At 74.3% G+C, this 18,833-nt stretch carries 17 protein-coding genes; 9 read left to right on the top strand and 8 right to left on the bottom strand.

Annotated elements, in window-relative coordinates; translation table 11 throughout:
• Positions 1-12: 12 nt before the first annotated feature.
• The 3 genes from ptsP to dhaK are packed head-to-tail and all read right to left on the bottom strand — an operon-like array spanning position 13 to position 3,882.
• On the bottom strand, positions 13-2,259 hold the full coding sequence (gene ptsP, locus RBH18_RS03340) for a phosphoenolpyruvate--protein phosphotransferase (protein WP_306204374.1): 2,247 nt from the start codon (positions 2,257-2,259) through the stop codon (positions 13-15).
• Complete coding sequence (dhaL, locus tag RBH18_RS03335) at positions 2,256-2,879, bottom strand: dihydroxyacetone kinase subunit DhaL (protein ID WP_306204373.1); 624 nt, start codon at positions 2,877-2,879, stop codon at positions 2,256-2,258. Before dhaL ends, ptsP begins: the two co-directional genes overlap by 4 nt.
• 4 nt (positions 2,880-2,883) lie before the next feature.
• Positions 2,884-3,882, bottom strand: a complete 999-nt coding sequence (dhaK, locus tag RBH18_RS03330) for a dihydroxyacetone kinase subunit DhaK (protein ID WP_306204372.1) — start codon at positions 3,880-3,882, stop codon at positions 2,884-2,886.
• A gap of 79 nt (positions 3,883-3,961) precedes the next feature.
• Between dhaK and RBH18_RS03325 the strand changes: the two genes are divergently transcribed.
• Positions 3,962-4,438 carry a TetR/AcrR family transcriptional regulator gene (locus tag RBH18_RS03325; protein ID WP_306204371.1) on the top strand — a complete coding sequence of 159 codons (477 nt, stop codon included), beginning with the start codon at positions 3,962-3,964 and terminating at the stop codon, positions 4,436-4,438.
• Between the two features lie 3 nt (positions 4,439-4,441).
• On the opposite strand, the gene RBH18_RS03320 is transcribed toward RBH18_RS03325, so the two are convergent.
• Entirely contained in the window at positions 4,442-5,659 is a 1,218-nt protein-coding gene (locus tag RBH18_RS03320; protein WP_306204370.1) for a sulfite oxidase, read from the bottom strand.
• A gap of 218 nt (positions 5,660-5,877) precedes the next feature.
• On the opposite strand from RBH18_RS03320, the gene RBH18_RS03315 reads away from it, so the two are divergent.
• The 6 genes from RBH18_RS03315 (at position 5,878) to RBH18_RS03290 (ending at position 10,762) form a co-directional block, all read left to right on the top strand.
• Complete coding sequence (locus tag RBH18_RS03315; protein ID WP_306204369.1) at positions 5,878-6,750, top strand: hypothetical protein; 873 nt, start codon at positions 5,878-5,880, stop codon at positions 6,748-6,750.
• On the top strand, positions 6,747-7,163 hold the full coding sequence (locus RBH18_RS03310; RefSeq protein WP_306204368.1) for a phage holin family protein: 417 nt from the start codon (positions 6,747-6,749) through the stop codon (positions 7,161-7,163). The genes RBH18_RS03315 and RBH18_RS03310 overlap by 4 nt, the downstream gene beginning before the upstream one ends.
• Positions 7,139-7,810: a DUF3618 domain-containing protein gene (locus RBH18_RS03305; protein ID WP_306204367.1), complete on the top strand. Its 672-nt coding sequence runs from the start codon at positions 7,139-7,141 to the stop codon at positions 7,808-7,810. Before RBH18_RS03310 ends, RBH18_RS03305 begins: the two co-directional genes overlap by 25 nt.
• Positions 7,811-7,900: 90 nt before the next feature.
• Entirely contained in the window at positions 7,901-8,857 is a 957-nt protein-coding gene (locus RBH18_RS03300; protein WP_306204366.1) for a TIGR03557 family F420-dependent LLM class oxidoreductase, read from the top strand.
• A 263-nt stretch (positions 8,858-9,120) separates the two neighbouring features.
• Positions 9,121-10,089 (top strand): DNA topoisomerase IB, encoded by a 969-nt coding sequence (locus RBH18_RS03295; protein ID WP_306204365.1) that lies wholly within the window; start codon positions 9,121-9,123, stop codon positions 10,087-10,089.
• 76 nt (positions 10,090-10,165) lie between these two features.
• Entirely contained in the window at positions 10,166-10,762 is a 597-nt protein-coding gene (locus RBH18_RS03290; protein ID WP_306204364.1) for an HAD-IA family hydrolase, read from the top strand.
• Here the strand turns inward: RBH18_RS03290 and RBH18_RS03285 are convergent.
• From RBH18_RS03285 to RBH18_RS03270, 4 genes are read right to left on the bottom strand one after another with little or no spacing between them, the layout of a single operon-like run.
• Positions 10,759-11,649 (bottom strand): hypothetical protein, encoded by an 891-nt coding sequence (locus RBH18_RS03285; protein WP_306204363.1) that lies wholly within the window; start codon positions 11,647-11,649, stop codon positions 10,759-10,761. The genes RBH18_RS03290 and RBH18_RS03285 overlap by 4 nt on opposite strands.
• Positions 11,650-11,669: 20 nt before the next feature.
• A complete protein-coding gene (cydC, locus tag RBH18_RS03280) occupies positions 11,670-15,101 on the bottom strand; it encodes a thiol reductant ABC exporter subunit CydC (RefSeq protein ID WP_306204362.1) in 3,432 nt (1,143 codons plus the stop codon).
• Positions 15,098-16,072: a cytochrome d ubiquinol oxidase subunit II gene (cydB, locus tag RBH18_RS03275; RefSeq protein ID WP_306204361.1), complete on the bottom strand. Its 975-nt coding sequence runs from the start codon at positions 16,070-16,072 to the stop codon at positions 15,098-15,100. Before cydB ends, cydC begins: the two co-directional genes overlap by 4 nt.
• Before the next feature lie 9 nt (positions 16,073-16,081).
• Positions 16,082-17,476, bottom strand: a complete 1,395-nt coding sequence (locus tag RBH18_RS03270) for a cytochrome ubiquinol oxidase subunit I (RefSeq protein WP_306204360.1) — start codon at positions 17,474-17,476, stop codon at positions 16,082-16,084.
• A 75-nt stretch (positions 17,477-17,551) separates the two neighbouring features.
• Here RBH18_RS03270 and RBH18_RS03265 point away from each other — a divergent pair, with 75 nt between their 5' ends.
• Together RBH18_RS03265 and RBH18_RS03260 are read left to right on the top strand one after the other, a co-directional pair.
• The gene (locus tag RBH18_RS03265; RefSeq protein WP_306204358.1) at positions 17,552-17,920 is read left to right on the top strand and encodes a BlaI/MecI/CopY family transcriptional regulator; all 369 of its coding nucleotides are present in this window, start codon (positions 17,552-17,554) and stop codon (positions 17,918-17,920) included.
• Positions 17,917-18,825: a M56 family metallopeptidase gene (locus tag RBH18_RS03260; RefSeq protein ID WP_306204356.1), complete on the top strand. Its 909-nt coding sequence runs from the start codon at positions 17,917-17,919 to the stop codon at positions 18,823-18,825. Before RBH18_RS03265 ends, RBH18_RS03260 begins: the two co-directional genes overlap by 4 nt.
• Positions 18,826-18,833: the final 8 nt, after the last annotated feature.

The raw sequence follows: 18,833 nt of genomic DNA, 5'->3' as shown, positions 1-18,833 counted from the left end.
TGTCCGGCGGGTTCACACCGCCCGGACGAGCTCCTTGACCAGCGGGATCAGGGGCGGGGCGACGCTCAGCTCGCGGACGCCGGCGGTGATCAGGCGCGGGGCGGCCTGCTCGTCGGCGGCCAGTTCGCCGCAGACCGCGACCGGAGTGCCCCGGGCGTTCGCGCAGACGAAGGTGATCAGGTCGAGCACGGCCGGGTGCAGGCCGTGGCTCAGCGCCCCCAGCGCCGGGTTGCCCCGCTCGGCGGCCAGGGTGTACTGGGTGAGGTCGTTCGTGCCGATGCTGAGGAAGTCGACGTGCGGGGCGAAGTCCGCCGCCCGCAGCGCCGCCGCCGGCACCTCGACCATCATGCCGACCCGCAGCCCCGGCGGCTCGGCCCCGGCCAGCGTGCCGGCGAGGAGCCGCCGGGCCGCCAGCAGCTCGTCGACGGTCGTGATCATCGGGAACATCACGCTGACCGGCGTCTCGCGGGCGGCGCGGGCGATGGCGCGGAGCTGGGTCGTGAAGACGGCCGGGTGGGCGAGGGAGTGGCGGATGCCGCGGACGCCGAGGAACGGGTTGGCCTCGGCCGGCGCCGGGAGGTAGGGCAGCGGCTTGTCGCCGCCCGCGTCCAGGGTGCGCAGGGTGATGCGGCGTCCGCCCAGGGCCCGCGCCACGCCCAGGTAGGCGGCGGTCTGCTCGTCGGCGTCGGGGGCGGTGGCGCGGCCGAGGAAGAGGAACTCGGTGCGGACCAGGCCGGCTTCGTCCGCGCCGTTCGCCGCCGCGGCCCGCGCGTCCGCGAGGGAGCCGACGGTGGCGCCCACGGTGATCGGGGTGCCGGATCTGGTGCGCGCCGGGGCCGAGGCGCGCCGGAGCGACTGCGCGCTGCGGGTCGCGGCTGCCTCGGCCCGGGCGCGGAAGGAGGCCAGTGTCGCGGGCGACGGGTCGACGGCCACCTCGCCCGCGCCGTCCAGCGCGATCAAGGTGCCGTCGGGCACGGACAGGATGCCGGGGCCCGCGCCGGTGACGGCGGGGATGCCCCGGGCCCGGAGCAGGATCGCCGCATGGGAGGTCGCGCTGCCGCCCGCCAGGACCACGCCGGCGATCCGGGCCGGGTCCAGCGTCGCGGCCTGGGCGGGCGTGAGGTCCGGCGCGACGAGGACGCCCGATCCGGCGGGCGTGGCAGCGGGCAGCCCGAGCAGGGATCGCAGCACCTGGTCGCCCACCGCGCGGACGTCCGCCGCCCGCCCGCGCTGATAGGGGTCGCTCAGCGCCTCGAACCCGGCGGCGAGCCGGTCGACCGCCGCCGTCCACGCCGGGGGAGCGGGGGTGCCCTGTGCGATGCGGTCCCGCGCGACGGCGGCGAGATCGTCGAGCAGCAGCAGATGCGCGTCGAAGATCGGCGACCGGAACCGGGCGAGCTCCTCCCGCACGGCCGTCAGCGCCCGCTCCGACCGCTCCGACTCGGCGGCCACGTCCCCGGTGGCGCCGTCGGCGGGCGGAACGACGGCCGCGGGACTCCAGCGCAGGGCCGGCCCGATGCCGATGCCGGGGGAGCCGCCGGTCGGGGCGCCGGGCGGGGTCTCCGGGGCGTGCCCGACGAGCGCCACGATCGCGGCGACCGCTGCGTCGGCTGCCGGGCCCGAGGCGCGTACCGCCAGGTGGTGACCTTGCAGGGCGCCGAGCGTCGCCACCGCGGACAGGCTCGACGCCGGCACCCACCCCGAACCCGTGGTGGCATTGCGCAGCGAGACCCGCGCGTCGTGCCGCCGGGCCTCGGTGACCAGGCGCGCGGCGGGACGGGCGTGCAGGCCGTGCGGATCGGCGACGGTCACGGTGACCTCGGGGCCGGGCGCGGCCGGCGTACCTCCGGAAGGAGCGGAACCACCGAGATGCGCGAGCTTGCCGGCCAGGCCCGCCCCCGCCTCCTCGGCGACCTCCCGGCGATCGGCACCCGACGCGGCGGCCACCGTCGCGGCGACCAGGCCCTCGACCAGCGGTCCGGGGCACAGGGTCACGCCGCCGGCATCGTCGAGCAGCTCAAGGGCCAGCTCGGCGGAGAGCACCGCGCTGCCGAGGTCCATGAGGACGACCACGCCGTCCCCGGTGTCGGCGGCGGCGATCGCCGCGGCGATGGCCACGGCGTCGGTGCCGAGGGTGGACTCGTCCAGGCCGGCGGCGATCTCGACGGTCACCGGGGCGGACGCCATCTCCGCGGCCAGGGCCGCCGCGGCGCGGGCCAGGGGGCGGCTGTGGGAGACCACCACCAGGCCGACCGTCATGGGCCGGCGAGGGTGGCCGCGGCGGCGGTCAGCAGCAGGGTCACCGAGGTGGCGCCCGGGTCGGCGTGGCCCGCGCTGCGCTCGCCCAGGTAGCTGGCCCGGCCCTTGCGGGCGACCAGCGGGATCGTCGCCTCGCGGCCCTCCTCGGCGGCCTGGACCGCGGCGGCCAGGGCGCCGGTGAGCGGTTCGCCGGAGGCCAGGGCGTCGTCGAGGGCGTCCACGGCGGGGGTCAACGCGTCCACCATGGTCTTGTCGCCGGGCGCGCTCTTGCCGCGGGCGATCACGCCGTCGAGGCCGGCGCGGAGCACCTTGGCGAAGCCGGGGGCGTCGACGACGGTGTCCGCGGCGGCGGCCATGCGCAGGAAGGCCGTGCCGTAGAGCGGGCCGCTCGCGCCGCCCACCTTGCTGATCAGCGTCATGCCGACCTGCTTGAAGAGGGCCGACGGGCTGTCCGGCGGGTCCTGGTCGAGGGCGGCCGTCACCGCGGTGAGGCCGCGGTCCAGGTTGAGGCCGTGGTCGCCGTCGCCGATCGCCGCGTCGAGGTCGGTGAGCAGCTCTCTGTTCTCCCGGACCAGCCGGGCGAACTCCCGCACCCACGCGGTCAGGGCCGCCGTCTCCATCGGCTCAGACCCCCCACCGCAGCGCCGGGGTCCGCACGGGAGCGTCCCACAGGCGCAGCAGCTCCTCGTCCGCCTTGAGCAGGGTGACCGAGCATCCGGCCATGTCGAGGCTGGTGATGTACGGCCCCACGAGCGACCTCGCCACCGGCACACCGGCCTTGGCGAGCAGCCGGCCGACCTCGTGGAACATCACGTACAGCTCGATCAGCGGCGTGGCACCCATGCCGTTCACGAACGCGATGACCGGGCCGCCGCTGTAGTCGAGGTCGGCGAGGATCGGCGTGACGAGCAGGTCCGCGATCTCGCTCGCCGGGGCGACCGGGACGCGGCGGCGTCCGGGCTCGCCGTGGATGCCGATGCCGACCTCCATCTCGCCGTCCGGCAGGTCGAACGTCGGCCTGCCCGCCGCGGGCACCGTGCACGAGGTGAGGGCGACGCCCATGCTGCGCCCGTGGGCGTTGACCCTGCGGGCGACGCCGGCGACCTCGGCCAGCGGGCGGCCCTCCTCGGCGGCGGCCCCGGCGATCTTCTCGACCAGGACCGTCACGCCGACGCCGCGGCGCCCGGCGGTGTAGAGGCTGTCCTGCACGGCCACGTCGTCGTCGGTGACCACGGTCGCGACGCTCACGCCGGTCTCGGCCTCGGCGATCTCGGCGGCCATGTCGAAGTTCATGATGTCGCCGGTGTAGTTCTTCACGATGTGCAGCACCCCGGCGCCGCCGTCCACGGCCCGCGTCGCGGCGACCATCTGGTCCGGCACGGGCGACGTGAAGACCTCCCCGGCGCACGCGGCGTCGAGCATGCCCGGCCCGACGAACCCGGCGTGCAGCGGCTCGTGCCCCGATCCACCCCCGGAGACCAGACCCACCTTCCCCCGTACGGGCGCATCGCCGCGCACCACGACCCGGTGCTCGTGGTCGACGCGCAGCTCGGGGTGGGCGGCGGCGAGGCCCAGCAGGGCGTCGGGGACGACCTCGGCGGGGTCGTTGATGAGCTTCTTCATGGGTGGCTCCTCCCCGCCCCTCAAGCTACGCCGCCCGCCCGCGCGTTTCGAGGTCTTGTTTTCACGACATTCCGTCGCTATGGGTCACATCGCCGCCCGGGCCGGGCTGGCGCGCAACACGCTCTACAACTACGGCGCGGACAAGAGCGCGCTGGTCCTGGCGCTGGTCGAGCGGGCGGGCCGGCCGGCGGTCGAGCGGGTGGCCGCCGTCGCCGGGCGTCAGGAGGCCCCGGCGCCCGCACGGCTCGGGGAGATCGCCGGGGTGGTGCTGGAGGCCTTCCGTGACCCGGTGCTGCAGCTGATGTTCCGGCCGGTCCTCGCCGGGCCGAAGGGCGCGGGCGGCCCGATGCACGAGATCGTGGCCGGGGTCGCCGCCGTCGTCCGGCAGGGCATCGCGCGCGGCGAGTTCCGGGACGTCGGCGACGTGCCGCTCGTGGTGGAGCTGCTTTCCGGGGTCATGCGCGCGGGCGCCGAGCGCATCGGGCGCGACCCGGCCGCCCTCCCGGCCACCCTCGGCGCGGCGCGGGAGGTCGTGCTGCGGTCGCTGGCCCCGTGAGCGTCACGCCGCGACGACGGGGTGCCGGACTACGGCGTCGAAGAGATAGCCCAGCTCGTTGTAGGTGGCGACGTCGGGCTGCACGTTCCCGTGGACGTCGGCGGCCCGCGCCAGCAGGGTGTGCTCGCCGGCGGCGGGCCGCCAGTCGAGCTCCCAGCTCTGCCAGGCGACGCCGGGGCCGGTCTTGCGGGCTCGGCGCCACGTGGCGCCTCCGTCCGTACTGATGTCGGTGTGCTTGATCGGCCCGGCGGCGGACCAGGACCGTCCGGTCAGGCGGGTGGTCCGCCCCGCGGGCAGGGTGGTGCCGCGGTCCAGCTCGAAGGCGCTCTTGATGGTCTGCCGGTCGAACGGCTGCCCCTCCGCGGGGAAGCCCGGGCCGAAGAGCCGGTAGAACTGCGTGTTCCACGGCGAGAAGAGCGGCTCGGCCGACACCTCGATGCTGCCCAGCCACTTGATCGAGGCGATGCCGATCCAGTGCGGGACGATCAGGCGGACCGGCGCGCCGTGGTCCGGGGGCAGGGGCTCACCATTCATCTCGTACGCCACCAGGACGTCCCGCAACGCCTTGCGCACCGGCAGCGGGCGGCGGACCGGGCCGAGGTCCACGCCGCCGGTCACGTAGTGCGGGTCCAGGCCGGACGGCAGCACGTCGACGGCGTCGGGGCGCAGGCCGGCGTGGTGCAGGAGGGTGGCCAGCCGCACCCCGCGCCAGCGGGCGACCCCGATCGCGCCGAGCTGCCAGGCGGTGCCCGACACGGTCTGGCCCTGCTGCGTGGTGAAGAAGCTCCGGCCGTTGCCCGCGCACTCGACGGCGGTGGTCATGGTGGTCGCGGGGAGGGCGCGCAGCTGCCCGTACGTGTAATCGACCGGCCCCCGCCGCAGCCCGGCGCCGGTCAGGTGCAGCCGCCACGACGCCTGGTCGATGATCGGGGTGCTCGTGTGGTTGCGCACGAAGAAGCGGTCGATCGGCACCAGGGGGCCCTGCCCGGCCAGCGCCGACCAGCGGGTCTCGGCGTTCGTGCCGAAGACGGTGAACAGCTCCGGAGGCAGCGGCTTGACGATCGGGGCGGCGGCGGCGGCAGCGGCGGCCGCCGTGGGGGCCAGCGCCATGCCCGCACCGGCGAGCGCGCCGAGTCTGAGCAGGTCACGACGGGAGAAGCCGCGTGCCTCGCCGGCCAGCCACTGGCCCAGGCGCCGCCGGTCGTACGTGCCCTCGTCCATCGCTGACGCTCCTCTGTGTACGCACGGTCATCGCCACGAGCATGGTAAACCGATCGGCGCGATAGGAGAAGAAAACGGCCTCGCGCATACCCGTCCTCAGGGGCTTCATGCAGGCGATTCCTGCCAGAATTTGCACAACGGCAAGGAGGTAGTACGGGCGATCGACGGGGTAGGTGAACGGGCGTAGCACACACGGACGAACCACCTTGGAGGTTGCCATGAGTGACCCGTACACGGGCGCACGCGCACCGGACGAGTCGCAGCCGTACGGCGAGGTCCCGATCACGCCGGCATATCCCGCCACCACCGTTCCCGCCGAGCCGGTCTACGCGACCACGTACCCCGCGGCGACGACCACCACGGGTGACGACAGCACCGGCGGCGGGGTCAAGGAGAAGGCCTCGGAGGTCAAGGACCAGGCCAAGGAGGTCGCCGGCCAGTCGAAGCAGGCCGCCGGCCAGGCCGCGGGCGAGGTCAAGGACACGGTCAAGGAGCAGGCGCACCGCGTCGGGTCCGAGGCGAAGACCCAGGCCCGCAGCGTCGCCTCCGACGTGCGCGACCGGGTCACCGGCGAGGCGAAGAGCCAGACCGACCGGCTCTCCGGCACGGTCCGCGAGATCGCCGGCCAGCTCGACGAGATGCGCGGCGACCGCGCCGAGGGCCCGGCCGCGGCCGTGGTCTCCCGGGTCGCCGACGGCGGCCGCCAGTTCGCCGACTACCTCGACCGCAACGGCCCCGAGGGCGTGCTGCGCGAGGTCGGCGACTTCGCCCGCCGCCGCCCCGGCGCCTTCCTCGCGACCGCGCTGGCCGCCGGCTTCGTCGTCGGCCGCCTGGGCAAGGGCGTCATGAAGGCCGACGAGGTCTCGCACGAGGACGCCAAGCCCTCGACCGACCAGTTCAGCTCCTACGAGCAGGCCTCGTACGACCAGGCGTCGTACAACCAGGCCACGCCGGCCACCGGCTACCCGGCGACCACCACCGGCTACACCACCACCACGGGTACGGAGTACGCCGCGACCGGCACGGGTACGCCCGCCGTCGTCGAGGAGGACTACGTCGTGGTGGAGGAGCGTCCGGGCGGTCTGCGATGACCGCGCCGTACCCGGCCGACCGCGAGGAGCAGGTCACCAACTCCTCCGTCGGTGAGCTCATCGGCAACATCAGCGACGACCTCTCGCAGCTGTTCCGCCAGGAGGTCGAGCTGGCCAAGGTGGAGCTCAAGCAGGAGGCGTCCAAGGCGGGCAAGGCCGCCGGGATGCTCGGCGGGGCCGGGTTCGCCGGCTACCTCGCCGTCGTCCTGCTCAGCTTCGCGATCGTCTTCGGCCTGGGCAACGTGATGGACCTCGGCTGGGCCGCGCTCATCGTCGCGGTGCTCTGGGGCATCGCCGGTGCCGTGCTCTACAGCATCGGCCGCAAGCGGCTCAAGACAGTCGACCCCGTTCCGCGGCGTACCGCCGACACGTTGAAGGAGGACGCCCGATGGCTGAAGAACCCGACCGGCTGAGGCAGGAGATCGAGCAGACGCGGGCCAAGATGACGCGCGACGTCGACCTGCTGGCCGAGAAGACCAGCCCCAAGCAGGTCGCCCGCCGCCGCTGGACCGCGGTGAAGGAGAAGGTCATGGGAAGCACCGAGACAGTGCAGGACAAGGCCGGCTCGGCCGCCGGGACGGTCAGCGACAAGGCGCATGCCGCCGCCGGGACCGTCAGTGACAAGGCGCACTCCGCCGCCGGGACCGTCCAGGACGCGGCGAGTTCCGCGGCCGGCACGGTTCAGGAGAAGGCGCATGACGTCGCGGACGCCGTGAAGGGCGCGCCGTCGGCCGCCAAGCAGCAGGCGCAGGGCAACCCCCTGGCCGCGGGCATCATCGCCTTCGGCGTGGGCCTGCTCGCCTCGACGCTCATCCCGGCCACCGAGGCCGAGAAGCGCGCCGGGGAGCAGCTCAAGGAGCGCAGCGGGGACCTGACCGACAAGGTCAAGGAGGTCGCCACCGAGATCAAGGACGACCTGCAGGGTACGGTCCAGCAGGCCGCCGGTCAGCTCAAGGAGACCGCGACCGACGCCGCGCAGACGACCAAGCAGCAGGCGCAGTCCTCGGCGCAGGACGCCAAGGAGACCAGCCGCGACGCGGTGCAGAGCGCCCGATCCTGACGGCGTGACACCAACGCCGGGCCGCCCTCGCGGCCCGGCGTTTGTCGTGTCCGACGGCGGGAACCACCCGGGTCGAGAGAGGGGATCATCATGAAGCTCGGATACAAGCTGTCGGCCGAGGGTTTCGGCCCCAAGGAGCTGATCCGGCAGGCCGTCCGCGCCGAACAGGCCGGCTTCGACTTCGTCGAGATCAGCGACCACTACCACCCGTGGCTGGACGTGCAGGGGCACTCGCCGTTCGCCTGGACCGTCCTCGGGGCCATCGCGGCGAAGACCGAGCGCATCGGCCTCGCCACGGGCGTCACCTGCCCGACCGTCCGCTACCACCCGGCGATCATCGCCCAGGCGGCGGCGACCCTGGCGATCACCTCGGACAACCGCTTCACGCTCGGCATCGGCTCCGGCGAGCGGCTCAACGAGCACGTCGTCGGCCAGGGCTTCCCGAGCGTCCGCGGGCGCCAGGAGCGGCTGCGCGAGGCGCTGGAGATCATCAAGCTGCTGTGGCAGGGCGGCTACCAGTCGTACGAGGGCAAGCACCTGCAGCTCGAGGACGCCCGCGTCTTCGACCTGCCCGACGAGCTCCCGGTGATCGCGGTCGCCGCGGGCGGCAAGGACGCCGCCAAGGTCGCCGCCGAGCTGGGCGACGGCCTCTTCGCCACCGAGCCGCGCGCCGACCTCGTCGAGGCCTACGGCGGCGCCGGCGGCTCCGGCCCGAAGTACGCCGAGGTGCCCATGGCCTGGGCCGAGACCGAGCAGGCCGGCATCGACGAGGTCCTCAGGACGACCCGCTGGGCGCTCACCGGCTGGAAGGTCATGAGCGAGCTCCCCAACCCGGTCAACTTCGACGCCGCGTCGCAGACCGTGCGCGCCGAGGACGTCCGGGGCCAGTTCGCCCTCGGGCCCGACCCGCAGCCGTACGTGGACTCGGTGCGCGAGTACACGAAGGCCGGCTTCGACCACATCGTGCTGCAGAACGCGGGCCCCGACCCGGACGGCTTCATCGACTTCTTCGCCAAGGAGCTCGGCGACAAGCTCCGCGCCCTCTGACCGTCGTCACTCACCGCGCGTCCCGGACCGTTCCCGGTCCGGGACGTGTGTCGTCAGCCGCCCTCCGCGACGGTCAGCTCGACCGGAACGCTGACCAAGGTGGCCAGCCGTTGGTGGAGCTGGTACCGGCCGGGCTCGGGGAGCGGGCCGCTGGCCTGGCCGTCCGCGCAGAGCGCGGCCCGCGTAGCAGTGCCCCGTCCGGCGCCGGGTTTGAGTGACCTTGCCGTGGGAACCCCCGGATCCGGTCAGGCGTGGGAGGTCAGATGCGGCTCAGGCGCAGCAAGCTGGACAAGCCCGGGTACGGGCGGCGGCGCAGCGGCAAGGGCTTCCGCTATGTCGATCAGCACGGCGACCCGGTGCGCGAGACCGGCGAGGTGCGGCGGATCAAGGCGCTCGTGATCCCGCCGGCCTGGGAGGACGTGTGGATCAGCCCGGATCCCCGCGGGCACATCCAGGCCCTCGGGACCGACGCGGCCGGGCGCAAGCAGTATCTCTACCACCCGGAATGGCGCGTCGCCCGGGACGAGAAGAAGTTCGAGCACGCGGCCGAGGTCGCGGAGCGGCTGCCCGAGATCCGGCAGCGGCTCTGCCACGACCTGAGCGGACGGGGGCTGACCCGGTGCCGGGTGCTCGCCGCGATCGCCCGGCTGCTCGACATGGGCGCCTTCCGGGTCGGCAGCGACCAGTACGCGCAGCGGGAGCAGGACCCGTCCTTCGGGCTGTCGACGTTGCGGCCGGAGCATGTGCGTACGCAGGGGGCCTGTGTGGTCCTGGAGTTCGTCGGCAAATCGGGCAAGGAGCACGCGACGCCGGTCGAGGACGGCGAGGTGTGCCAGGTGCTGCGCGACCTGCGGAGGCGGCGCCGGGGCGAGGAGCGGCTGTTCGCCTACTGGGAGCCGGGCGCCCGGCGCTGGCGGGAGGTGCGCGCCGACGAGGTCAACGAGTACCTGCGGGAGATCAGCGGCGAGCAGATGAGCGCCAAGGACTTCCGGACGTGGCACGGGACGGTGAAGGCGGCCGCGGAGCTGGCGGATGCCGGGCCGGCGTCGTCGCCCACCGCTGCCCGGAGGAACGTCTCCCACGCGATGAAGGAGGTCGCCGAGCTGCTGGGCAACACGCCCGCCGTGGCGCGCAGCTCGTACGTCGACCCCCGGGTGGTCGAGGCGTACGAGAAGGGGGAGACCGTCGACGAGCCCACCGACGAGGCCGTGCTGGATCTGCTCGGCCGGTAAAGTTCACTTTCCCGTCACCGGTGCCGATGGGCTGGAACGCTACGGTTGCCGGACCAGCGGGAGGGGTGAACCGCCAGTGGCTCATCTGCTGATGGACTTCGGAGAAGTGATCAGCGTCGCCCAGCACGAGAGCGACGTCCGGTCGATGGCCCTGGCCGCCGGGGTGCCCCCGGCCGAGTTCACCACCCGCTATTGGGAGTGCCGCCGCGACTACGACTGCGGGCTGAGCGCCCTCGGCTTCTGGACCGACGTGCTCGACGGGCCGCCCGGCGGCCAGCTGCTCGCCCACCTCGTCGAGCGGGACGTCGCCAGCTGGCTGCACCTCAACCCGGCGACGATGCAGCTGCTCGGCCGGGTGCATGCGGCCGGCGTACCCACGTCGTTGCTGTCGAACGCCCCGCGCGAGCTGGCCCGCGAGCTGGACCGGCACCCGGCCCTGACGACCTTCGCCCACCGGCTCTTCAGCGCCGACCTGGGCGTCGCGAAGCCGGACCCGGCCGCCTACCTGAAGGCGCTGGCCGTGCTCGGGGAGGACCCGGCCGACGTGGTCTTCGTCGACGACCGCGCCGAGAACGTGGCGGCCGCGGCCGCGCTGGGCATCCGGGCGATCCGCTTCGAGGAGACGGCCGACTGTCTCACCACGATCGAGAGGGCCGTCCTCGGCCCGGCCTAGGCTCTCTTCCTCCGGACGGCCAGGGCCAGGGGAACCAGCGTCGGGCCGGTCACCGCGACGAACACGGCGATGACGCCGAGGTCCGGCCACGTCGGCTCGCCGTCGACGGCCCGGGCCAGCGGGTGCAGCGACAGCATGCCGACGGGCGTCGCGAGGATCAGCAGCGCCCAGCCGCCGCGCCTGCCGGCCACGGCGAGCGCCGTCACGACCACCAGGAGAGCGGTCCCGGCCACGGCGAGCACCCGGGTGGGCTGCGGGCCGTAGTAGTCGCCGCCGGGCAGCAGCCACACGGCCGCGATGCCGGTCACCGTGCCGAGGGCGGCGGGCAGCACGCGTACGGTGGCCGGCGCGCGCCCGGACACGGCCAGCGCGACCACCCCGAGCGCCACCTGCGGCACCAGCACGAACACCGGCGGCCGCGGCAGGCCCGTCAGCGCGGCCACCGGGAGCACCGCGACGGTCAGCGCGAGAGCCCCGCCGACCGCGACCCGCGTCCACGCCCCGCCGACGGCGTAGCCCAGGGCGGCGACCAGCCACGCCAGCCAGGCCACGATGCCCAGCGACGCGAACGGCCCGGCGCCGGGCCGGAACGGCAGCGGCTGCACCTCGACCACCGACCAGGCCGCCGCGAGCGCGGTCGCCGTCAGCAGCGCGAGCGCCGCGGCCAGCCGGAACCCGGGCAGCAGCGCGGCGGCACCCGTCGACCGCAGATGCTGCCGCACGCCACCGGCGGCGAGGTCGGCCACGTCCGCGGCGGACGGCCAGCGGCGGCCCGGCTCGGCCAGATCCAGGTACGTGCCGACGACCTCCCGCCCCCGGCCCAGCCAGTGGTCCGCCGGGTAGCACAGGCGCACGAGAGCCAGGTACCGGCGCTCCAAGTCGTCCATGGCGCGTCAATATAACGGCATCAGGCGCCCACCAGCGCGGGGCTGAGGCGGCCGTCGCGCAACTCGAGGATCGCGGACACCTCGGTCAGCCCCTCCGTGCGGTGCGTCAGCAGCAGGACGGTACGCCCCCGGGCCGCCGCGAGCAGGTCGGACATCAGCGCGGCGGCGGCCGCCTCGTCGAGGCCCTCGGTCGGCTCGTCCAGGATCAGCAGCTCCGGATCGGCCAGCAGCGCCCGCGCGGTCGCCAGCCGCCGGCGCTGACCGCCGGAGATCGTGCTGCCGCCGGACCCGAGCCACGTGTCCAGGTCCCACGTCGGGAGGCCCACCCGGGCGAGCGCCGCGCGCAACTCACCGTCGGTGGCGTGCGGCCTGGCGAGACGCAGATTCTCCCGTACGGTCGACGCGAACACGTGGTCGGCGGCGTCCCCGACGAGAATCGTCCGCCCGGGTCTCGTCACGTCACCGGCGCGCGGTTCGAGGAGCCCGGCCAGCACGGCGGCGAGGGTCGACTTGCCGCCGCCCGAGGGGCCGAGGATCGCCACGCTCGTGCCGCGGGGGATGTCGAGGTCGAGGCCGTGGAGGGCCGGGGGCTGGTCCGGGTCCCAGCCGGCGACAAGGGTGCGTACCCGGGTGTCGCCGGTCTTGATCCTGGACGCCCGGACGGCGGGCGGCTGCTCGATCCCGGCCAGGCGCTCGTCGGCTCCGCGGGCGCGGCGGCGGGCGACGGCGGCGTCGGGCAGGGTGGCGATCGGCTCGCCCAGCGCGACGACGGCCAGCAGCAGGACCGCGGCCCACTCGGCGTTCGCGGCCGGCAGCAGCACGAGGGCCGTACCGGCGACGGCGACGCCCCAGCCCAGCACGCCGACAGCCGCCGCGGTCCCCGCGGACCGGGCCGCCCGCGCCTCGAGCCGTTCCAGGGCCCGGCTGCGCTGTGCGGGCACCGGCGAATCCTGCCCGGCCAGCTCCTCGATGCCGTCGACCGTCTCCACGACGGCGTCCCGCAGCTCGGCGCGCGCCCGGCCGGTGGCGGCGTCCACGCGTCCGGCCTGCCAGGCGGCGAGCGCCGGAGCGAGCACACCGGAGATCAGCAGCCCGGCGCCCAGCGGCACGGCCAGCAGCGGGCTGACCCCCACGGCGACGCCGGTGCCCACGAGCAGCGTGATGGCGGCCGTGAGCAGGGGCAGCCGGCCGCGCAGCAGACCGTCCGTGCGGGCGTCCACGTCGTCGGCGACCTTGGTGAGCAGGTCGCCGCGCCGGTGCATCGTGGGCCCCGGCACGCGGGGGATGAGCCCCGCGTACACCCGGGCGCGCCACTCGCCGAGCCGGGCGAAGGCGGCGTCGTGGGCGACGAGACGTTCGAGGTAGCGCAGCAGGGGGCGGGCCACGGCCGAGCCGCGGACCAGCACGACCGCCGTGGACAGGGTGAGGACCGGGGGCAGTGAGGAGGCGCGGACCAGCAACCACGCGGCGGCGCCGGTCAGGACGATGCCGGCCAGCGAGGACGCCGCCCCGAGGCCGACCGCCGCCGCCGGCGTGACCATCGGCCGCCGGCGCGGCCTTCGGGCAACGGCCTCGATCGTGTCGGCGGCGCGGCCGGCAACCGGTGTGGTCCCGTCGGCGGCGCGGCCGGCAACCGGTGTGGTCCCGTCGGCGGCGCGTCCGGCAACCAGCGTGGTCGCGTCGGTGGCGAGTCCGGGGGCCGGCGTCATGACATCGTCGCCCGTCGATCCACCCCGCCCTCCCAGGGGGAGCCCCCGCTGGTCAGTGTGGGGCAAGGACGCGCCCTCGCGCTCCACCTCCTGTGGACAACCGGCCGCTGTGGACAACTCCGCCCCCTCGTCCGCCCGCGTGACCAGCGCAGATGCCTCCACGGGCGGCGTCGCGCCCTCCGGCGGGGTCACGTCCACGATGCGGTCGGCGGCGGCGAGCAGCGCCGGTCGGTGCGCCACCACCAGCACCGCGCACCCCCGCGCGGCGGCGGCCCGGAGCTGGTCGATCACCAGCTGCTCCGACGCGGCGTCCAGGTGGGCGGTCGGTTCGTCGAGGAGCAGGACGGCCGGCTGCCGGGCCGCCGCGCGGAGCAACGCCGCCAGGGCCAGCCGCTGGCGCTGGCCCGACGACACGCCCGCGCCCGCCTCGCCGAGCACGGTCGACGGGGTCAGCTCGTTCTCCAAGCCGACGGTGGTCAGGGCGGCGTGGACGCCGGCCTCGGACAGGCCGGGGAAGACGTCGGCGACCGTGCGGGTGTGGGGGAGGGCCGGGCGCTGCGGCAGGTACAGGACGCCCGGCCCGGTCAGTTCGACGCGCCCGGCGGTGAGCGGCTGAAGGCCCGCCAGCACGCGCAGCGTCGTCGTCTTGCCCGCGCCGGACTCGCCGCGCAGGGCCACGATCTCGTGGTCGCGGACGGCCAGCGCCGGCAGGTCGAGCACCGGGCGGTCGCCGTGGCTGACGCTCAGGCGGGCGGCGTACAGGCCGGGCCGCCCGGCGGAGAAGGCCACGGGTGAGACGAAAGCGTCGTCGGTCAGCACCTCGTTCACGTCTCCGATCACCGCGGACGCGTCCGCGCTCGCATGGAAGCGGGCCGCCATCTCGCGCAGCGGCCGGTACGCCTCGGGGGCCAGCAGGATGACGAGCAGGGCCGCGCCGAGGCCCATGGAGCCGTTCGCCACGCGCAGGCCGGCCTCGACGGCGATGAGGCCGACGGACAGCGTGCCCACGAGGTCGAGGGCGGTGGAGGAGAGGAACGCGACGCGGAGCACCCGTACGGTGGCGGTCCGGTGTTTGTCGGTCATGTCCCGCACGACCTCGGTCTGGCGGGCGGCGCGGCCGAAGATGCGCAGGGTGGGCAGGCCGCGGACCACGTCGAGGAAGTGGCCGGCGAGGCGCGCGTCGGCCTGCCACGCCTGCTGGGCGCGGGCCGCGGTGGCCCAGCCGATGAGGGCGCCCAGCACCGGCAGCAGCGGCAGGGTGACCAGGGCGATCAGCGCCGACGCGGGGTCGACGAGGAACATCGCGACCAGGACGAGCGGCGGCAGGGCCACGCCGAGCACGAGCGCCGGCAGGTAGCCGGAGAACCACGGCTTGAGCGCGTCGAGCCCGGACGTGAGCACGGCGGTGAGGCGCCCGCTGCCGTACGAGGCGACCCAGGCCGGCCCGTGCCGCAGGGTGGCCGCGAGCACCGATCGGCGCAGCTCACCGGTGACGCGGGCGGCCGTGCGCTGGGCGACCACCTGCTCGGCCCAGGTGAGCGCGCCGCGCAGCGCGAAGGCCGTCACGAGCAGGCCGATCGCCTCGCGCCCGGTGACGATGCGGGCCAGGGCGACGGCGAGGGTCACGGTGGCTGCCGCCTGTCCGGCTCCGATCAGGGCGGAGACCCCGATTCCCGTACGTCCGGAGCGCGCGTGCCGCAGCAGCCGCGGATCGATCGGCGCCCGGCTGACGGCGGCGCTCACGAGGGGACCCGTTCGCTGGCGACCCGCTTGCGGAACACCCAGTACGAGAACGCCTGGTACACCAGCACCCCGGGCAGCACGACCGCCCCGACGACCGTGATCAGCTTGAGGGCCGAGTCCGTCGCCGCGGCCCCGTCGCGGGTCAATGACCACGCGTCGTTCAGCGTCGACCGCAGGACCACGTCGCCGTGCACGGTGAACACCGCGACGGTTCCCAGGGCGACCCCGGCGGCGGTGACAGCGAAGGCGAGCAGTTCTCGCCGGGAGATCACCGCGACAACCGCTGCCAGGGCGGCGGCGACAAGCATCAGCCGATGATTAGTGAGCAGGCCCAGGGCGACCAGGGCAACCGCGCCGGCCACAGCCAGCCGCACGGCGAACGTGCGAGCCCGTGCGCGCACCGGGCCGCTGGTCCGCAGCGCGAGGAACGTGGATCCCAGCAGGAGCGCCGCGAGGAAGGCGATCAGCGCGCCGACGAGGGCGGGCATCGAGAACAGCGGCCCGAGCGTGCGGCCGAGACCCGTACCGGTGACCTGTCCGTCGGCGCCCAGGGCCAGGCCGTGGGTGAGAATGCCGAGGACCGCGCCCCACAGCAGCACGATGCCCGCCGAGGAGGCGGCCAGGGCGGCGTCGGCGCGGCGGCGGTAGCGCTCGCCGTCGCCCTTGCCGCGGAACTCCAGCGCCACGCCGCGCACGGCGAGCAGCAGCAGGATCGCGACCATGGGGAGGTAGAGCGCGCTGAGCATGGCCGCGTACCAGTCCGGGAACGCGGCGAAGGTCACGCCGATCGCCGCGACCAGCCAGACCTCGTTGCCGTCCCAGAAGGGGCCGACCGTGCGGACGATCGCGCCGCGCTCGTGGTCGTCCCGGCCGAGGGCCGGGCCGAGGATGCCGACGCCGAAGTCGAAGCCCTCGAGCACGAAGAACAGCACCCAGCAGAGGACGACGAGCGAGAACCAGAGGGTGACCACGACGATCTCCTAGTAGACGGGGGCCGGCTCGTTGTCCTCGGCCGGAGCGGTCTCCGGCGAGGGGTGCAGCCGCTGGCGGGAGAGGTGGCGGACCAGGCGGTACCAGACGACGGCGAGGATGCCGTAGATCAGCGCGAAGCCGGCCAGGGACGCGAGCACCTCGCCGCTGGTCAGCCCCGGCGAGATGCCGTCGGCGACCTTGCTGATGCCGAAGGCGATCCACGGCTGGCGGGCCGTCTCGGTGAAGATCCAGCCGAAGGTGTTCGCCGCGGCGGGCAGCAGGGGGATCAGCGGCAGGAAGCGCATGAGCTGCCGGTCGTACCAGCGCTTCGGCTCGCGGCCCTTGCGGGTGAGCCACAGGTAGTACGCGGCCACGAGCATCGCCACCATGCCGATGCCGATCATCGCGCGGAACGTCCAGAAGGCAACCGGGATCATCGGGATGTAGCTGCCCGCGCCGTACTGGGCGGCGTACTGCTCCTGCAGGTTGTTGATGCCCTGCACCTCGGAGTTCCAGTCGCCGGTCGCGAGGATCGACAGCAGGTGCGGGATGTCGATGGTGAAGTAGGGCTCGCTGCCGTCGAGCTTGCCCAGCGCGAAGGCGGAGAAGGGCGCGCCGGTCGTCGTCTCGTAGAGCGCCTCGGCGGCGGCCATCTTCATCGGCTGCACCTCGGTCATGACCTTGCCGAGGTGGTCGCCGGTGATCGCGGTGAACGCACCACCCACGACGGTCAGCCAGGCCCCCAGCCGCGCCAGCGTACGGAACCCCGCCTCACCGGCAGCCTTGAAGCGCCACACGCCGATCGCCAGCAGCAGCGATCCGCCGGCCATGAGCGCGCCCGCCATGGTGTGCGGGAAGGCCGCCAGGTTGACCTTGTTGAGCAGCAGCGCCCCGAAGTCGTCGAGGTGCGCGCGCCCGGTTTCGGGGTCGAGCGAGTAGCCGACCGGGTGCTGCATGAACGAGTTCGCGGCCAGGATGATGAAGGCCGACAGGACCGTGCCGACCGCGACGATCACGATCGTGGCGGCGTGCACCTTGCGGGGCAGCCGGTCCCAGCCGAAGTACCACAGCGCCAGGAACGTGGCCTCGAGGAAGAACGCCAGCATGCCCTCGATCGCCAGGGTCGGCCCGAAGACGTCGCCGTAGAACTTGGCGAAGTTGCTCCAGCCGAGCCCGAACTGGAACTCCTGGACGAGGCCGGTCACCACGCCGACGGCGAAGGTGACGATCAGCAGCTTGCCGACGAACTTCGTCAGGTCCTTGTACTTGTCGTTCCCGGTGCGCAGCCACGTGAGCTGCAGGCCCGCCGCGGTGGCGGCCAGGCTGATCGACAGCGGCACGAAGAAGTAGTGGTAGATCGTCACGACCGCGAACTGCAGCCGGGTCAGGTCGAGCACGTCCACGGAATGCCCCCTCTACGACGTCTCGTAGTAGATACTACGCGTCGTAGTACGACGGCGTGCAGTAGACTCCCTCACATGGCACTCGGCGACCTCGAACGCGACATCATGCAGCAGCTGTGGACGGCGAAAGAGCCGCTCACCGTGCGGCAGGTGCACGAGGCGCTCAGCGGGAGCCGCGAGCTGGCCTACACGACCGTCATGACCGTGCTCGACCGGCTCGCCAAGAAGGGCGTGGTCACCCAGCACAAGAAGGACCGCGCCTACCGGTACGCGCCGGCGCAGTCCCGCGAGGAGATGACGGCGGCCCTCATGCTCGACGCCCTCAGCGCGGCCCCCGACGGCGTGCGCGACGCGGCTCTGGCGCATTTCGTCGGCCGGCTCGACCCGGGTGCCCTGACCGCCGCGATCGACGCGGCACGGAAGGAATCGGCCCCCGGCTCGTGACGGCGCTGCTGCTCGGCGCCCTCGGTCTGACCCTGTCCCTGCTGGTGCCGGGCTGGCTCGCGCGCGCCCGGTGGACCTCCCGGGCGCCGGGCGCGGCGATCGTCCTCTGGCAGGCGATCACGCTGACCGGCATCCTGTGTGCCCTCGGCGTGGCCCTGGCCGGCCCGCAGGAGCTGGTCGACGAGCTCGGCTCCGGCCGTCCCGTCGGCTCGGCCGCCCTGATCTTCGCCCTCGCGGTGGCCACGCTGATCATCGTCCGGCTGCTGGTGTCGCTGGTCCGGGTCAGCCTGCGCTCCCGGGCCCGCCGCGCCCGGCATCGGATGCTCGTCGACCTGCTCGACAGCGCGACCGGCCGCGACGAGCTCCCCGCCGAGCTGCGCATCCTGGACGGGCCGCTGCCGTTCGCGTACTGCGTGCCGGGGCGCAGCCCGCGGGTGGTGCTCAGCGGCTCCGCCCTGAAGGTGCTGGACGAGCGGCAGGTCGCCGCGGTGATCGCCCACGAGCAGGCGCACCTGCGGCAACGGCACGAGCTGGTGATGGAGTCGTTCACGGCGTTCTACCGGGCGGTGCCGCGGCCGCTGCGCAGTCGCGTACCCCTGGAAGCGGTCCATCTGCTCCTGGAGATGGTCGCCGACGACGCGGCCCGGCGCCGCAGCGGGCCGGCCGCCCTGCGCTCGGCGCTGGAGGTGCTCGGCGACGCGGTGAGCCCGGCGGCCCCCGAGGACCTGAGCGGCTCCGCGGCCGCGGAGCGGGCCCGGCGGCTGGAACGGCTGTCGGGGGCGGACACCCGGTCCGTCGTCGTGGAGGCGTGCGCGGGGGGCCTCGCGGCCGGATTGCTGGTGCTACCCACAGTGATCCTGGTGGTGCCCTGGCTCGACCGGGCACTCACGGCATGGCCCTGGTGACTACTCAC

Source organism: Actinoplanes oryzae, assembly GCF_030757795.1.
Taxonomy (GTDB): domain Bacteria; phylum Actinomycetota; class Actinomycetes; order Mycobacteriales; family Micromonosporaceae; genus Actinoplanes.
The sequence above is the reverse complement of the archived record's forward strand: the minus strand, read 5'-3'. Positions and strand labels throughout refer to the sequence as shown.

Bases quoted from the DNA above. Each gene is read 5' to 3' on its own strand.
- ptsP (WP_306204374.1), bottom strand. From the start codon at position 2,259: ATGACGGTCGGCCTGGTGGTGGTCTCCCACAGCCGCCCCCTGGCCCGC.
- dhaL (WP_306204373.1), bottom strand. From the start codon at position 2,879: ATGGAGACGGCGGCCCTGACCGCGTGGGTGCGGGAGTTCGCCCGGCTG.
- dhaK (WP_306204372.1), bottom strand. From the start codon at position 3,882: ATGAAGAAGCTCATCAACGACCCCGCCGAGGTCGTCCCCGACGCCCTG.
- RBH18_RS03325 (WP_306204371.1), top strand. From the start codon at position 3,962: ATGGGTCACATCGCCGCCCGGGCCGGGCTGGCGCGCAACACGCTCTAC.
- RBH18_RS03320 (WP_306204370.1), bottom strand. From the start codon at position 5,659: ATGGACGAGGGCACGTACGACCGGCGGCGCCTGGGCCAGTGGCTGGCC.
- RBH18_RS03315 (WP_306204369.1), top strand. From the start codon at position 5,878: ATGAGTGACCCGTACACGGGCGCACGCGCACCGGACGAGTCGCAGCCG.
- RBH18_RS03310 (WP_306204368.1), top strand. From the start codon at position 6,747: ATGACCGCGCCGTACCCGGCCGACCGCGAGGAGCAGGTCACCAACTCC.
- RBH18_RS03305 (WP_306204367.1), top strand. From the start codon at position 7,139: ATGGCTGAAGAACCCGACCGGCTGAGGCAGGAGATCGAGCAGACGCGG.
- RBH18_RS03300 (WP_306204366.1), top strand. From the start codon at position 7,901: ATGAAGCTCGGATACAAGCTGTCGGCCGAGGGTTTCGGCCCCAAGGAG.
- RBH18_RS03295 (WP_306204365.1), top strand. From the start codon at position 9,121: ATGCGGCTCAGGCGCAGCAAGCTGGACAAGCCCGGGTACGGGCGGCGG.
- RBH18_RS03285 (WP_306204363.1), bottom strand. From the start codon at position 11,649: ATGGACGACTTGGAGCGCCGGTACCTGGCTCTCGTGCGCCTGTGCTAC.
- RBH18_RS03265 (WP_306204358.1), top strand. From the start codon at position 17,552: ATGGCACTCGGCGACCTCGAACGCGACATCATGCAGCAGCTGTGGACG.